At 60.3% G+C, this 15,769-nt stretch carries 13 protein-coding genes; 8 read left to right on the forward strand and 5 right to left on the reverse strand.

Features of this window, described 5'->3' with window-relative positions; all coding sequences use genetic code 11:
- Positions 1-169: 169 nt before the first annotated feature.
- Positions 170-1,135, forward strand: a complete 966-nt coding sequence (locus tag OKW26_RS22735; RefSeq protein ID WP_184063043.1) for a LysR family transcriptional regulator — start codon at positions 170-172, stop codon at positions 1,133-1,135.
- Positions 1,136-1,159: 24 nt separating this feature from the next.
- Positions 1,160-1,954, forward strand: coding sequence for an N-formylglutamate deformylase (hutG, locus tag OKW26_RS22740; protein WP_184063041.1), 795 nt, complete (start codon positions 1,160-1,162; stop codon positions 1,952-1,954).
- Between the two features lie 231 nt (positions 1,955-2,185).
- On the opposite strand, the gene OKW26_RS22745 is transcribed toward hutG, so the two are convergent.
- Entirely contained in the window at positions 2,186-2,788 is a 603-nt protein-coding gene (locus OKW26_RS22745) for a helix-turn-helix domain-containing protein (RefSeq protein ID WP_184063039.1), read from the reverse strand.
- A 190-nt stretch (positions 2,789-2,978) separates the two neighbouring features.
- Between OKW26_RS22745 and glnT the strand changes: the two genes are divergently transcribed.
- The 5 genes from glnT (at position 2,979) to OKW26_RS22770 (ending at position 9,028) form a co-directional block, all read left to right on the forward strand.
- Positions 2,979-4,367, forward strand: a complete 1,389-nt coding sequence (glnT, locus tag OKW26_RS22750) for a type III glutamate--ammonia ligase (RefSeq protein ID WP_429355303.1) — start codon at positions 2,979-2,981, stop codon at positions 4,365-4,367.
- A gap of 11 nt (positions 4,368-4,378) precedes the next feature.
- Positions 4,379-5,287 carry a class II glutamine amidotransferase gene (locus tag OKW26_RS22755; RefSeq protein WP_429355304.1) on the forward strand — a complete coding sequence of 303 codons (909 nt, stop codon included), beginning with the start codon at positions 4,379-4,381 and terminating at the stop codon, positions 5,285-5,287.
- A complete protein-coding gene (locus tag OKW26_RS22760; protein WP_342960322.1) occupies positions 5,275-5,964 on the forward strand; it encodes a protein glxC in 690 nt (229 codons plus the stop codon). The genes OKW26_RS22755 and OKW26_RS22760 overlap by 13 nt, the downstream gene beginning before the upstream one ends.
- A gap of 49 nt (positions 5,965-6,013) precedes the next feature.
- Positions 6,014-7,375: an FMN-binding glutamate synthase family protein gene (locus tag OKW26_RS22765; RefSeq protein ID WP_184063031.1), complete on the forward strand. Its 1,362-nt coding sequence runs from the start codon at positions 6,014-6,016 to the stop codon at positions 7,373-7,375.
- Between the two features lie 291 nt (positions 7,376-7,666).
- Positions 7,667-9,028: an ammonium transporter gene (locus tag OKW26_RS22770; RefSeq protein WP_429357121.1), complete on the forward strand. Its 1,362-nt coding sequence runs from the start codon at positions 7,667-7,669 to the stop codon at positions 9,026-9,028.
- A gap of 250 nt (positions 9,029-9,278) precedes the next feature.
- Here OKW26_RS22770 and OKW26_RS22775 read toward each other — a convergent pair whose 3' ends face one another.
- Positions 9,279-10,214: a tyrosine-type recombinase/integrase gene (locus OKW26_RS22775; RefSeq protein ID WP_429357122.1), complete on the reverse strand. Its 936-nt coding sequence runs from the start codon at positions 10,212-10,214 to the stop codon at positions 9,279-9,281.
- 227 nt (positions 10,215-10,441) lie between these two features.
- On the opposite strand from OKW26_RS22775, the gene OKW26_RS22780 reads away from it, so the two are divergent.
- A complete protein-coding gene (locus OKW26_RS22780; protein ID WP_184063025.1) occupies positions 10,442-10,768 on the forward strand; it encodes an integrase core domain-containing protein in 327 nt (108 codons plus the stop codon).
- Positions 10,769-11,083: 315 nt separating this feature from the next.
- On the opposite strand, the gene nodU is transcribed toward OKW26_RS22780, so the two are convergent.
- The 3 genes from nodU to OKW26_RS22795 form a co-directional block, all read right to left on the reverse strand.
- Positions 11,084-12,805 (reverse strand): nodulation protein NodU, encoded by a 1,722-nt coding sequence (gene nodU, locus OKW26_RS22785; protein ID WP_429355305.1) that lies wholly within the window; start codon positions 12,803-12,805, stop codon positions 11,084-11,086.
- Positions 12,806-12,818: 13 nt separating this feature from the next.
- Complete coding sequence (gene nodS / locus OKW26_RS22790; RefSeq protein ID WP_429355306.1) at positions 12,819-13,448, reverse strand: nodulation methyltransferase NodS; 630 nt, start codon at positions 13,446-13,448, stop codon at positions 12,819-12,821.
- Between the two features lie 192 nt (positions 13,449-13,640).
- Complete coding sequence (locus OKW26_RS22795) at positions 13,641-15,653, reverse strand: carbamoyltransferase family protein (protein WP_429355307.1); 2,013 nt, start codon at positions 15,651-15,653, stop codon at positions 13,641-13,643.
- Between the last annotated feature and the right edge of the window lie 116 nt (positions 15,654-15,769).

The raw sequence follows: 15,769 nt of genomic DNA on the forward strand, positions 1-15,769 counted from the left end.
AGGCAACCGAACCCCACGGGACTTTTGTATTAGGCAAACTTATGGTGCAGACCGTGGATTGCTCATGGTCGGCAAGTGCCGGCAGAAAAAAAGCATCATGCACGCTCTTCCGTGACAAAAGAGGGCAAGAAGGCGAAAGGCGCCAGACGCGATAACCAGCGGAGTTTTCATGCGACGAACCCAACCTCCCATCGACCTGCGCGCGTTGCAGGCTTTCATCGCAGTCTGCGAGGCGGGGTCCATGACGGGCGCGGCGAAGCAGTTGGGCGTAAGCCAGAGCGCGATCAGCCAGGCCATTAGCGCGCTGGAGCGCGATCAAGGCGTCGATCTGTTCGATCGCGAAAGCCGGCCGCCACGCCCCAATATCGCTGGACGCGCATTGCTGGAACTGGCCGGTCCGTTGATCGAACATGCGCAGATGGTGAGCGCACGCGTCGGCGATGCGTCGCATGCAGGCAAGCTGCCGGTGCGGCTCGGTTGCGTGGATTCGTTCGCGGCCACCGTGGGGCCCGAACTGATCCGGGCGGTATCGGGCTCGGCGCGGCAGATCTCGCTCTGGTCTGGTCTGACGCCGGGCCTCAGCAAGCAGCTGCACGACCGTGAACTGGACGTGGCGATCTGCACGCAGACGTTATTGAGCGACGCACGGATTGTCGAAGTCCCGCTGTTTTCGGAAGCCTTCGTGGCCGTCGTGGCGCGACGTTATCTCGATCAGCGCAAGAACGTCGACTGGCGCACGCTCGCAGTGGAATTGCCGCTGATCCGCTATACGGCGCGCTCCGTGATCGGCCAGCAGGTTGAGCGGTTCGCGCGGCATCTTGGCATAGAGAGCGCGCGGCGCTATGAATTCGACGCGACCGATCCGCTATTGAGTCTCGTGGCCGCAGGGCTCGGATTCGCCATTTCGACGCCGCTCTGTTTGTGGCAGGCGCGTCATTATCTCGACGACATTGCCGTATTGCCGCTGCCCGATAGCCGTCTTGGGCGTCGTGATTTTTTTCTGCTGCATCGTCAGGGTGAATGGGACGATTTCGCGTCGGAGATCATCACACTCACACGTGGCGTGCTCGATCACAGTATCCGGCCGGCGCTGGCCCGCGTATTGCCGCATTTGCCCGATGGCGCGCTGCGCTGAGAAATAAACTTAAAGGAGTCAACGATGAGCGAGCTTTACAAGCTGCATATCGGCGATGCGCCATTGCTGATTTCGATCCCGCATCTCGGCATGGAGATTCCGTCGTCGTTGAAGCATGGGTATTCGGAGGTGGCACTGAGTGTGGCGGACACCGACTGGCATCTCGACCGTCTCTACGACTTTGCGAAAGCGCTGGGCGCGACCTTGCTGGGTGCGCGACTCTCGCGCTACGTGATCGACCTGAACCGGCCGCCGAACGACGAGAGTCTGTACCCCGGCCAAACGACGACGGGCCTTTGTCCGACGGAAACGTTTCGGGGCGAAGCGGTTTACCGGCCCGGCCAGGAACCCGATCAGGCGGAGAAGCAACGCCGCGTGGCTGCCTATTGGCAGCCATACCACACGGCATTGCAAGCGGAGTTGGCGAGGCTGCGCGAGCGGCATCCGAATGTACTGTTATGGGAAGCACATTCGATCGCGAGCGTACTGCCGCGCCTTTTCGACGCGAAGTTGCCGGATCTCAATCTCGGGACGCAAGACGGCCGCACCGCAAACGCGCTCGTGCAAAACGCAGCCGAACGAGCCGCTGCGGACAGCGCCTATACGTGGGTCGCGAACGGGCGCTTCAAGGGTGGTTATATCACGCGTCACTATGGCGAACCCGAGCGCGGTATCCACGCGGTTCAGCTTGAAATGTGTCAGTGCATCTACATGAATGAAGACGCGCCGTTCTCCTATCACGACGCGCGCGCCGCGGCGCTTCAACCGACGCTGCAACGCATGGTGGGCGGCGCGCTGAATGCGCTCGAGCACCTGTGACCACTTGTATAAGTCATGCTGTTGATGTATCTGAACCCGAGGTGCCGTTCCTGTGCAGCGAGGCACCGCGCAGGTCGGTAAACCGCACTGCTTTGATGCGGTGAGGATCCGCGGAAGTCACCCGTTTCATGCCGTCGGTTCGCCCAAAGTGTTTCCCATCATGAATCTTATGTTCCTGCGGGTAATCATGGCATGGAGGTTGCATAAGAGGTAGCGGCGAATGAAGGCGCATCAGTCCCGGTCACCTTCGCCGTACACGAAGATGGACAGGAACTGAATCGGCATTTTGATCAGCCGCTCGGGACCGTGGGGCACGTCGGCCTGGAAGGTGAGGGTGTCGCCGGGATGCAGGATGTACGTTTGCTGGCCGTGCCGGTACTCGATGACACCCTTGAGCATGTGGATGAACTCGGTGCCCTGGTGTTCGAAGACGGGGAAGGTTTCCGATTCATCGTCCATCGTGATCAGGAACGGCTCGAACAGTTTTTTGGGGCCCTGGTCGTAGGCAAGCAGGTGATAGGTGTGGCCGCGTTTGGTGCCTTTACGGACCACCTCCATGCCTTCGCCCTTCTTCACGAGCTGGGCGCCGCCTTCGGGAACGTCGAAGCGGCGGAACAGGGTGGACATCGACACACCGAGCGCATTGGCGATCCGGTTGAGCACGTCGAGCCCGGTGGAAGTCTGGGCGTTCTCGATCTTCGAGAGCATGCCGCGGCTGATCCCGGCCTGCTCCGACACCTGGGCGATGGTCAGCCCGTGGCGCTGGCGAAGTTCGCGGATCGTGGCACCCAGATAGCGTTCGAGCGAGTTTTTGCTGTCTTCGCCGTTTTGCATGGTTGAACCTCGTTGAAAGGCGTGAGGGTAGCAGATAAGAAAGGCCGCATTGCGCCCTGAATGTTTCTTGTTGGGAACTATTGTTGCACGGTAATAAATTCGTATTGATGCTGCGAACAGGCTCGCAGTGGGGTCGTGCAATGGGGCATGACTCGCCAATCAGCCAGCGATGGTGGTGCAAGGAGTGACGATGAACCTGAACGATGCGAGCAAGCTGCCGGTCAACGAGTTGGGTAGCGTGCCCCGCTTTGGCTCGGCTGAGGAGGCCCAGGACTATCTCACGCAACGCGGCGTGAAATACGTGCTGGCGCAATTCGTGGATATTCACGGGGTCGCGAAGGCCAAGTCGGTCCCGGTCGCGCATCTCAAGGGTGTGCTGAAGGCGGGCGCCGGCTTTGCGGGCTTCGCGATCTGGGGCGTGGGCATCGAGCCGAACGGTCCGGACTACATGGCGGTGGGCGATCTGTCGACGCTCACGCCGGTGCCTTGGCAGGACGGTCTCGCGCGAATCGTCTGCGACGGCCACGTCGACGGGCAGCCGTGGGCATACGACTCGCGCGTCACGCTGAAGAAGCAGGTCGCGCGCATGACACAACGCGGCTGGACGCTTTTCACCGGACTGGAGCCGGAGTTCTCGCTGCTCAAGCGCTCGGTGACGGGCGCGATCGAACCGTGCGACCCGAGCGATACGCTCGCCAAGCCGTGCTACGACTACAAGGGACTGTCGCGTACGCGGGTCTTCCTGGAAAGGCTCACCGAATCGATGCGCTCGGTCGGCATCGACGTCTATCAGATCGATCACGAAGACGCGAACGGCCAGTTCGAAATCAACTACACGTATACCGATTGCCTGACTTCGTGTGATCACTACGTGTTCTTCAAGATGGCCGCCTCCGAGATCGCAAACGAGTTAGGCATGATCTGCTCGTTCATGCCCAAACCGTTCGCGAACCGTCCGGGCAACGGCATGCACATGCATATGTCGATCGGCGATGGCGAGCGCAATCTGTTCTCGGACAAAAGCGACAAGCTCGGCATGGGGTTGTCCACGCTCGGCTACCAGTTCACCGCGGGACTGCTCGCGCATGCGCCGGCACTCGCCGCGCTATGCAATCCGACCGTCAATTCGTACAAGCGTCTCGTGGTGGGCCGCTCGCTGACGGGCGCGACATGGGCGCCGGCCTACATCAGCTATGGCGATAACAACCGCTCGACGATGGTGCGCATGCCCGGCGAGCGCATCGAACTGCGTCTGCCCGACGGCGCATGCAATCCGTATCTCGCGACGGCCGCCGTGATCGCCGCGGGTCTCGACGGCGTCGAACGTGAATTGTCTCCGGGCGCGCCGGCCAATGAAAACCTCTACGACTGGTCGCCCGCGAAGTTGCGCGAGCACCAGATCGGCATCCTGCCGCAGAACCTCGAACAGGCGCTCGACGCACTCGAAAGTGATCGACTGATCTGCGATGCGCTCGGCCCCGTCGCCGACGAATTCGTCAAGCTCAAGCGGATGGAATGGCTCGAGTACATGCGTCATGTCTCGGACTGGGAAATGAAAAGTTATCTGGAATTCTTCTAAGGGGTACGACTATGTGTGGAATTGTAGGCTTGCTGGTCAAGACGCAGGCACTGCGCGCGCAACTCGGTCAATTGATGGTGCCGATGCTGATCGGCATGACCGAGCGCGGCCCGGACTCGGCCGGACTCGCCGTGTTCGGCAGCGCGGTCGACGAAAGCCAGCGCAAGCTGAGCCTGTATGCGGGCTTTACTGACGCGGGAACCGACTTCGACTGGAACGCGTTGATCGATGCGCTCAACGGCGCGATCGAAATGAATGCGCGCGTCGAGACAAAGGGCAATCATGCGGTGCTGACCGTGAACGGCAATGTCGAAACAGTGAAGGCGTGGCTCACCGAGCATTTCCCGAAGCTGTTCCTGTTGTCCACCGGACGCTCGATCGATCTGTACAAGGACATCGGCTCACCAGCCGACGTCGCGCAACGTTACGACTTCTCGAAGCTGACCGGCTCGCATCTCGTCGGCCATACGCGGATGGCGACCGAGTCGGCGGTCACGCCGGATCGCGCGCACCCGTTCACGGCCGGCGAAGACTTCTGCCTCGTGCATAACGGCTCGCTGTCGAATGCGCACGGCGTGCGCCGCAAGCTGGAGCCGCAAGGTATCCGCTTCGAGACGGACAACGATACCGAAGCCGCGTGCCGCTTCCTCGAATGGCGGCTGCGTGAAGGCGATGAACTGCCGGTCGCGTTGCAGAAGGGCTTCGAAGAACTCGACGGCTTCTACACGTTCCTGATGGGCACCTCGACCGAACTCGCGCTGATCCGCGATCCGTTCGCGTGCAAACCCGCGGTGGTCGCGGAAAACGACGACTACGTCGCGATTGCCTCCGAGTTCCGCTCGCTCGCGCACTTGCCGGATATCAAAAACGCCAGGGTATTCGAACCCGCACCCGAGGAGATGTATGTATGGAAAGCATGACGTTTGACCTTGAAGGGTCGTCGGTACGCGCGCTGAACCAGTATCTGCATGGCGAGAAAGAAGCGCTCGAAGGCGTCAAGGTGGATATCACGTCGCCGAACGGCGCGCACAACATCGCGGTGGGCGTCAACGCGCACGTGACGGTCACGGTGCAAGGACACGCGGGTTATTACGTGGGCGGCATGAACCAGCTCGCGACGATCGTCGTCGAGGGCAGCGCCGGCACCGGTGTCGCGGAAAACATGATGAGCGGCAAGGTCCACGTGAAGGGATTTGCATCCAACGGCGCGGGGGCGTCCGCACATGGTGGCCTGCTCGTGATCGACGGCGATGCGGGCTTGCGCTGCGGGATTTCGCTCAAGGGCGGCGACATCGTGGTCGGCGGCTCGGTGGGCAGTTTCTCGGCCTTCATGGCTCAGGCGGGGCGCATGGTGATCTGCGGCGATGCGGGCGATGCCTTGGGCGACTCATTGTACGAAGCCGTGCTGTATGTGCGTGGCGAGGTGAAGTCGCTCGGCGCGGATGCGCAGTACGAACCGATGACCGACGCGGACGTGACGGCGGTCAGCGCATTGCTCGACGCCGCGGGTCTCGGTCACGACCCGCACTCGTTCAAGCGCATTGCATCGGCCCGCACGCTCTACCACTGGAACGCTGACGCGGACCAGGAGTATTGAGCGCTGCCTGCAGCTGCAACCGAACAACCAGTTCACAGAGAAGATTTCCATGGAAGCCAAACCCATCCATTTCGCCCGCTTGCAGCAGGAAGAGTCGCAAGGCTACGACCGCAAGACAATTGACTACATCCACACCGCCGCGCAGCGCGGACTCTATGAAATTCGCGGTCTCGGAGCGAAACGCCGCGTGCCGCATTTCGACGATCTGCTGTTTCTCGGCGCGTCGCTCTCGCGCTATCCGCTCGAAGGATATCGCGAGAAGTGTACGACACAAACGGTGCTCGGCACGCGCTTCGCGAAGAAGCCGGTCGTGCTCGATATTCCGATCACGATTGCGGGCATGAGCTTCGGCGCGCTGTCGGCGAACGTGAAAGAAGCCCTCGGCCAGGCGGCTACCGCGATGGGCACATCCACCACCACCGGCGACGGCGGCATGACGCAGGAAGAAAGACGCTCATCGAAGACGCTCGTGTATCAGTGCCTGCCGTCGCGATACGGCTGGAATCCCGACGACGTGCGCCGCGCCGATGCGATCGAAGTCGTGATCGGACAGGGTGCGAAGCCGGGCGGCGGCGGCATGCTGCTCGGGCAGAAGGTGAACCCGCGCGTGGCCTCGATGCGCACGCTGCCCGCGGGCGTCGACCAGCGCTCGGCGAGCCGTCATCCGGACTGGACCGGCCCCGACGATCTGGCGATCAAGATTCAGGAGCTGCGCGAAATCACCGATTGGGAAAAACCGATCTACGTGAAAGTCGGCGCGACGCGTACGTTCAACGACGTCAAGCTGGCTGTGCATGCCGGTGCGGACGTGGTGGTGATCGACGGCATGCAGGGCGGCACCGCCGCCACCCAGACGTGCTTCATCGAAAACGTCGGCATTCCGACGCTGGCGGCGGTTCGTCAGGCCGTGGACGCGCTTGAAGACCTGAACATGAAGGGCACGGTGCAGCTGATCGTGTCAGGCGGTATCCGCTCCGGTGCGGACGTGGCCAAGGCGCTCGCCATGGGCGCCGACGCGGTCGCAATCGGGCAGGGCATGTTGATGGCGCTCGGCTGCAATAGCGATACGTACTTCCAGAATGGCGCGCTGCATCCGGCGGTGGCGGATTATGCCGCGCTCGGCACGTCGCCAGGGTTCTGTCATCACTGCCACACCGGCAAGTGCCCGGTCGGCGTGACGACACAGGACGCCGTGCTCGAACAGCGCGTGCAGGCGGAAGAAGGATCGCGCCGCGTGCGCAACTACCTGAAGACGCTGAACATGGAACTGACGACGATAGCGCGCGCCTGCGGCAAGCAGAACGTGCATCACCTCGAGCCGGAGGACCTCGTTGCGTTGACGGTGGAAGCCGCTGCCATGGCGCGTATTCCGCTCGCCGGTACGTCGTGGATTCCGGGGCAGACGTACTGATCGGTGCAGGATTCGACGCCCGGTGCGGGGCTCGCAATGCGAGTAACGCCGGGCGTCGGGACTGTCGCGGAGGTTGATGCATTGTGTGCGGCGCTAACGCAGGACCGCGCCGCGGCGGTCGGGTATCGCCGCTGGTTTAGACCAGCGTAGCAGTCGCCATTGGATTCTGTTTTACCCCACACTCATCACGGTCACCGCCTGCTTGCGCATGGTCCATCGCGCACGAGCACGCTTCGACGTTTTCTACAGGATCGCGCAATGAAAAGACTGAACAGGGTTTTTGCGTTACTCATGATGCTGGCGTTCGCTGTGCCGGTGTACTCGCAGAACGCCGCAGCCGCACCAGTGCCGAACAAGGGCGATACCGCCTGGATGATCGTCGCCACTCTGCTCGTCGTGATGATGGCCGCGCCGGGCCTCGGGTTGTTTTACGGCGGCATGGTGCGTGCCAAGAACATGTTGTCCGTGCTGATGCAGACACTCGTGGTGTTCTGCCTGCTTGGCGTATTGTGGGCCGTGTATGGCTACAGCATCGCCTTCACCGAGGGCAATGCCTTCTTCGGCGGTTTGAGCAAGGCGTTTCTTGCCGGCATTACGCCGGACTCGACGGCGTCGACGTTCAGCAAGGGTGTCGTGATTCCGGAATTCATCTATGTGTCATTCCAGTTGACGTTCGCGGCGATTACCCCGGCGTTGATCATCGGCGGCATCGCTGAGCGCGCCAAATTCTCCGCGGTGCTGCTTTTCATGGTGCTGTGGTTCACGTTCTCATATCTTCCGATTGCACATATGGTCTGGTACTGGCCTGGTCCCGATGCCTACACAAGCGCTGCCGCGGGCGAAAAGGCGACCGCGACCGCGGGCTTCCTGTTCCAGAAGGGTGCGATCGATTTTGCGGGCGGCACGGTGGTGCACATTAACGCGGGCATCGCGGCGCTGGTCGGCGCGGTCATGATCGGCAAGCGTACCGGTTTCGGTCGCGAAACGATGGCACCGCATAACCTCACGATGACAATGGTGGGCGGATCGCTGCTGTGGGTCGGCTGGTTCGGTTTTAACGTCGGCTCGAACCTCGAAGCCAGTGGCGCGGCCACGCTGGCGTTCATCACGACCCTGCTCGCCACATGCTCGGCCACCGTATCGTGGACGCTGGTGGAATGGGTGCTGAAGAAGAAGCCGTCGATGCTCGGCGCGGTGTCCGGCGCGATTGCCGGACTCGTCGTGATCACGCCCGCATGCGGCTACGTCGGGCCCATGGGGGCGATCGTGATGGGCTTGATCGCCGGGGGCGTCTGCTACTGGGGCGTGAACGGGCTAAAGCGTCTGCTTGGTGTCGACGACTCGCTCGACGTGTTTGGTGTGCACTGTCTCGGGGGAGTGGTTGGCGCACTGCTGACGGGCGTGTTTGCGTCGACGAGACTCGGTGGCACCGGTGTCTACGATTATGTCGCTAACAAGGTCGGCGACTACGATATGTTCGCCCAGTTGATCGCGCAGTGTTGGGGCGTGGGTATCTCCCTGGTCTGGTCGGCGGTGGTATCGATCGTCGCGTTCAAGCTGGTCGACATGACGGTCGGACTGCGTATCGAACAGGAGGGTGAGCGGGAAGGGCTCGATGTCAGTTCGCATGGGGAATCAGCCTACCATTCCTGACATTCGGCAGCGTGAAGGAGCTGGCTTTGGGGTGCAAAAATTGGCACTACGTGGCCGGTGACAAGGGACATGAAAGGTGCCGGCTCTTATGCTGCATGTCACGAATGTTGATTCGAGCGATAGACGTCGGCAATCAAGCGTAGAGTGAGACACCATCTCGCCAGCAGCTGCAACGAAAATTCCCGTCCTGTGGCCCCAAAATGTCGACCGCACCTTGGACAACCAGGCATGGTCGCATGCATGCTCCACGTTAGCCGGAAACAACCTCCCGCGAGGGCTCCGCGGCTCGGTCGGGTCCGGCGGTGCGAGGTCGCCGTGTTCCGGCTGGCGCCATGCTGATGTAATGGCACCAGGCCTGCATCATTTCGCGCCGCTTCTCAAACATGTCGCTGCGGAAGTAGGCGGCTTCTGCCTTGTTGCTCAGCGTATGCGCAAGCGCTGCTTCGGCGAGCTCGCGAGGGTAGGCAGTCATTTCGGCACACCAGTCGCGGAACGTGGAGCGGAATCCGTGAACCGTCAGTTCCGGATAGCCTGCCTTGCGCAGCAACTGAAGCATGGCCATGTTCGACAGGCCGGTTCCCGCCTTCCATCCCGGGAAAACGAAATCGCTCCTGCGTGCTTTCTTCATCTGCGTCAGAAGTTCGATCGCGCGGCTGGACAGCGGGACCCGGTGTTCGCGCTTCGCCTTCATCCGTGTCTTCGGAATGATCCATACCGCCTCCCGCAGATTGATCTCTTCCCAGGTGGCTGCGATGACCTCGCCGGTGCGCGTCGCAGTAAGAATCGTGAATTCGAGCGCTCGCGCCGTCACGCCGGGCTGCGCATGCAGCCCGGTGACAAACGCGTGGATGTCCTTGAAGGGAAGGGCTGCGTGATGTTTCTGCCGTTGTACCGAGGCGGGACGGGGCAACAGGGTATCAAGATGATTACGCCAGGTCGCCGGGTTGTCGCCGGTGCGCAGGCCGCGGGTTCTGGCCCACGCCAGCACGCGCTCCAGGCGGCCGCGTACGCGGGACGCAGTTTCGTTCTTGCTGACCCAGATCGGTTCCAGGATCTGCACGATATGCTGGGTATCGACAAGCCCGACATCGAGCTTGCCGATGACGGGCATCGCGTAAGTGTCGAGGGTATTGGTCCACTGGTCGGCGTGCTTGGGGTTTTTCCACCCCGGGCTGTGCATGGCAATATATTGACCAGTTGTATTCCTGCGATATCACGTATTTGCCGACGACGATCCGTGGGCATTACTTTTATCTGTACCCGTTTCTGGATGTATTCAGTCGCAAGATAGTGGGTTGACAGATCTATGCGGAGGAAAGCAGCGCGCTGGCCAGCGAGGTTCTCAGGGACCTCTGCCCGCGTGAAGCGATACAGCCTGACCGGGTGATTCTGCATTCGGATAACGGCGGCCCGATGAAAGGCGCGGCGATGCTTGCCACACTCCAGGCGCTGGGTGTCATGCCGTCGTTGAGTCGCCCGGGCGTGAGCAACGACAACCCCTGTTCCGAGTCGCTGTTCAAGCCCATGAAGTACCGGCCCGCTTACCCGCAAGGCGTTCGATACCCGTTCGCCGCGCGCAGCTGGGTGGGCGCACTGGTGTGCGGGTACAACGACGAACATCGTCACAGCGCGATCCAGTTCGTGACGCCGCCGCAGCGTCATGCCAACCTTGATCAGGACATTCTGGATCGGCGCATGGCGCTCTACAAGACTGCCCGGCAGCGCAATCCGCTGCGATGAAAGGCCGCACGCGCAACGGGCAGCGCGTAAGTGCTGAGCATCTGAACCCGGATCGAACTCACAACCTGCCAGGCACTCCGCAGCGCGATCAGCAGGAGCGAAAGGCCGTCTGAACTCAAACGTTGAGGCGACAACTACCTTGAAAATTTCAGAAGATGGCATCGAGGTTCCGCGGGTCGATGAGCAACCTCCGCCCGGGGGATAAGTGCTTGCGAAAATCGAGCCAAGGGAGGCCGGCTGATCGTCTTCGGACCGTAGCGATAGAGCGAGCTGCCGGGACAATGACTGCGTCGTACTGACCACTGAGCTGCAACGTCAGCAATCTTCGAACGGCGACGTAGCGAAAAGTGTTTCGTCGACTGACGGCGAAAGACCAGTCCTGGTCAGTAACAAACCATCGCACCACACACGTTCGACGCGTCCCCACGCACAGGCTGAAGCAGCGTCCGGGAAGAAACCTCGTCCGTGATAGTTGGCGCTCGTGTTGCAGAGCAACGGAATACCCGTCAGCTTTTCGTATTCGACCAGAAGTTGCGCCACCGGATGCTCGGAAGTTCTTGAAATGGTCTGCAATCGGGCAGATCCGTCGAGATGCACGACGGCAGGGATTTTTTCTCGCCACTCCGCGCGCGTCTGATGATCGAACAACATATAGGGATCAGGGCTCCCCGGGCTAAAAATGGTCGGCGCACGATCCTCAAGGCATATTGGCGCCACGGGACGGAAGTGCTCTCGAAACTTGATGTCGTTGAGATGATCCTTCATTGTGGGCAAAGTCGCGGCGGCCAGAATGCTTCTGCCCCCCAATGCTCGTGGTCCGAGCTCGGCTCGGCCGGCAAGGAAAATGACGGGCTTGCTACTGGCGAGTATGCTGGCGAGTTCTGCAATGGAGCAAGTAGACGCCGTCCATCCGGGCGGTACTTGGCAACCTTTTAAGGCCGGTCCGCTATATACCGACCACTCCAGCGGCACGAAGCCCTTCTCGGCTGCCAGCGCGCAACAAGCGGCGCCAATCGCAGACCCGCTATCGTTGGGAAACGGCGGCACCCAGATTGCGTCGAACAAACCGCTCGCGCGCAGGGCGCTGTTCCATTTGATATTGAGTCCGCATCCGCCAGCGATGCACAAATTTTTCGGGCCCGCAATCGAATGGCGCTGCAGCGCGATACCCATTTCATGAACGAGAAGACGCTCGAGGAATACATGAAACGAGGCGAGTACGTCTTCGGGCGGCTTGGCTTCCAGTCGCAGCGCGCTTGCTTCGAAGAACTCTCCTACAGCCGCTAGTGACGCGTCCGCGCTGTGGATGTTCTCGCGATAAGCTTGCGCACACTCCGTGTCGCCAGCAAAGCGTGCCTGATAAAGCTCGCGAAATACCTCAACGATATCTTCGTCAACGGAGCCCAGCGCGATGTAAGCCATCAGCTTGCCGGCCACACCCAGATCCCACCGGGCGCCGCCCGGCTTCTTATAAGGACCAAAGTGATGACCCGCCGCGGCGTAGATGTGACCTATCACGGGGAACAGGCAGTCAACATGGCGGGCGTGGTGGCGTTCTACATGATAGAGGCGTGGGACGATGCCACCATCCCACACCAAACAGAATGCAGGTTGCCCGCTTTGGGCAAAGGGACTGGTGCAGTACGCGGAGGCCACATGGCCTGACACGTGAGGATAGCTTTTATAAGGAAAGGACTGGCCGCCGACAAGCAGTCCGGAGCCGTCGAGCGAAGCGAGAAGATCATCGGCTCGGCGTTCGGCATAAGGGGCCCCTTTCAGGCTGACGGGAATCGACCCACTGAGGACCCGAAACTGCGACTCGACTACTCCGTCCCAGCCGTCGATGACAAACTGGTCGATATCGTGCGCATCGAAACCATGCTCGGCCAATGCGATCGCGATCGCGTCGAGGTCGTCGATCGCCTGATACCGCGGATTGTTGTCTCGCTTTTCCTGCTCCACGCAAAAAACCAGTTTTCCATCCTCGACAAGGGCGATTGCTCCGTCGTGCGTCAGTTTGATCCCACAGATGCGCATAATATCTCCCGGCCTAACGCTGGTAAGTTGGTCCACACGAAGGCGAAGCCGCGTTTCGAAAACATGCGAGCAGACAGTCTTCATTCAACGACTGACCGACGCACCTCAAACGATCGATCTCAACCAGCTCTTCTTCCAGGATGGCTATGACCGTCTCGGCTCCGGCAATGTGGCCCCATCGCCGGCAATTGGCGTCATGTGCCGATCCGAAAACCAGCTGTCCACCGGGCGCAAGCATCCGTGCTAAATTGCGCACAGCCGCACGCACCTCGGCGCTGCCGTCGAGGTAATAGAGAACCTCCGCCACCACGACCAGATCGAACTGTTGCTCAGTCGAAAAATGCTGGACATCGGAGACGATCCAATTGATGTGTGGTGGGTCCATCATCCGTTCGCGTGTCCTGGCAATTGCGTGTGGCACGATATCGATCACGGTGAGCCGTTGGCAGTGCGGTGCCAATTTTTCCGTGAAGGCTCCGCCTGCGCATCCGACTTCGAGCGCATTTGTGACGGATCCCTGCGAAAGTGCCATCCGAAGCATTTGCCTGTGGCGCTCGTGCTCAAAGGGATTGCTGTCGAGCCGCCATGGATCGTCTGCGTCCAATTCCCGACGCAGCAATTCGAAGTTCGTTTGATGTGTCAATTCCGCCTACCTTTATGGTGCGCCGCTGCAAGTGTCCGGACCTTGGGCCGGGACTGGTGCTCCGTTGGACACCGGCGTGTTGGTACAAGAACTGCACGGCGGCCAAACGTTATTGTTTAACGTTCTGGAAAAATAGCTCGCGAGTGCTGTTACCTAGCTTCAGACCTTCAGCAACTCATTGGAGGCGCGTCGTTACCGTGACAACGCCCGTGAGGGATGTAGCCGAACCCGACGCTGTTCCCACAATCCGCGCAGCTCCTTGACGAGGGCTTCACGTCGAGTCTGCTCAGGTGTAATTGAATCGAGAAGATGTCCGAGCACGGCTTCGCCTTCGATCCGCATCAGCAGATCGAACAACTCATGTGAAATACGCACACTGTCATAGTTGGAGCCGCCGGTGCGAATTTCGCACACCGTCTCCTGACGATCCCGCGCTGTGTGAGCGCGGACTCGATAGAGCGATGCATAGGGCGGCAGTGAAACCGCGAGCGCAGTCCAATGTTCCTGTGTTGCGAGCCGCTTTTTGACGAGGAACGGCCCGACCACAAGTCCATCCAGCTCTGTCGTCAGAAATGTGGCAATTGCGTCTGCAACCGAATCTACGATCGGCTCAGCGTTGTTATTAAAGGAAGTATTGAGCAGAATTGGGATTCCTGTCCGCTTCTTGAACGCATTAATAACCTCCCAGTAGGCGGGATTGGTCTTGCGCGATACTGTTTGCAGCCGCGCTGTACCGTCAATGTGCGTGATGGCGCCGAGCAAGGCACGCTTGGAGTCACGCACGCGAACTACAAAATTCATAAAAGGGAATTCGCGGGTGCCCTCTGGGAGGTCAAAAAATTCGCGCGCATCGTCCTCGAGCACTGATGGCGCGAACGGTCGGTAACCCTCACGCTTTTTGACCATGGCGTTGATCCGGTCCTTGTTTGCCACCGGCCTGGGATCGGCAAGAATGCTGCGGTTGCCAAGCGCGCGTGGCCCGAACTCCGAACGACCCTGCACCCAGCCGATCACGGCGCCATTGGCCATCCAGTCCGCTGCTCTGCCTGCCACGTCATCACTGCGTTCAACGTCGAGGTGTCCGGCCCACGCATTCAATTCTTGCTCCACGACCAGATCGCTCCCCAGATCGGGCCCCCAATAAACCTCCTGCAATCGCTCACGCGGCGCGGGCCGACCGAAGTCGTTTGACATCATAAGGGCAGCGCCTAATGCGCAACCGGCGTCATGCGCTGCGGGCTGCACGAAGATGTCTTCGAAAAGTCCCGAATACAGCAGCTTACCGTTCATGGTGCAGTTATGAGCTACTCCTCCGGCTATACACAGCCGCTTCATACCGGTGACCTCGCGATGATGGCGGAGAATGTGAAACACGATCCGCTCCAGCGCTTCCTGCAATGAAGCACCCACATCTCGATGCTGCTGTGTGAATGGCATTCCCTTTCGCCGGACCTGGATGCTGCGGAGCAACATCGGACCGATGCGGTCCAGGTAGACGCGGTACTCACCGTTGGCGGACAGTTGATAGAATTGCTCGAAGAGGCCGCGATAGGGAGCGGGATCACCATAAGGTGCAAGCCCCATGACCTTGTATTCGTCGAACAAGCCGTAACCGAGATACCGGATTGTTTCGAGATAAAACAGCCCTAGAGAATTATGCTCTGCGAAAGTCGCGAGTTGCGTAATTTCGGTTCCAGATCCGAGCGCCAAGAGCCCCGAGAGGAAATCACCGCCGCCATCGACCGCGAGGATCAGACTTTGCTCGAATCCAGACATCGCAAACGCGCTCACGGCATGCGCCAGATGGTGACTCACGAATGAGACTCGCGAAGGATCGACCTCGGTACCGAATTCCCGCATTAGTAAGTTACGCAGAAACAGCTTGGCATCCACCGGAATGGAGATGTTCGGCTGGGACAGGAACAGGCGTTCGAGCATGACGTTGCAATAGGCCTCGGTAGCGTAAAACGCGATGTGGTCGATATCGCTGAGCTGAATCCCGGCGGATGCGAGGCAGTATTGAATTGAACTGCTCGGGAACTTGTTAGAGTGCTTGATCCGGTTGAGGCGCTCCTCTTCGACGGCCGCTATTACGCGTCCGTCCCGGACAAGCACCGCAGCGCCGTCGTGCAGAAATGTGTTCGGCAGTTCGAGTGAATTTTCATGAACTTTGTCTAGCCCGCCGCTCACTCCTAAGCACAGCATGTTTCTCTCCTTCATCGTGGTAGGAAGGCCCTACTGGCAAGACTCGAACCCCTACCACATAAGTAAGGTAGGGTATCGCTCGCCGCTGCGAACACCGGTCAGAGGTCACCAGCCCA

This window comes from Paraburkholderia sp. 32 (genome assembly GCF_050435345.1).
GTDB lineage: Bacteria > Pseudomonadota > Gammaproteobacteria > Burkholderiales > Burkholderiaceae > Paraburkholderia > Paraburkholderia tuberum.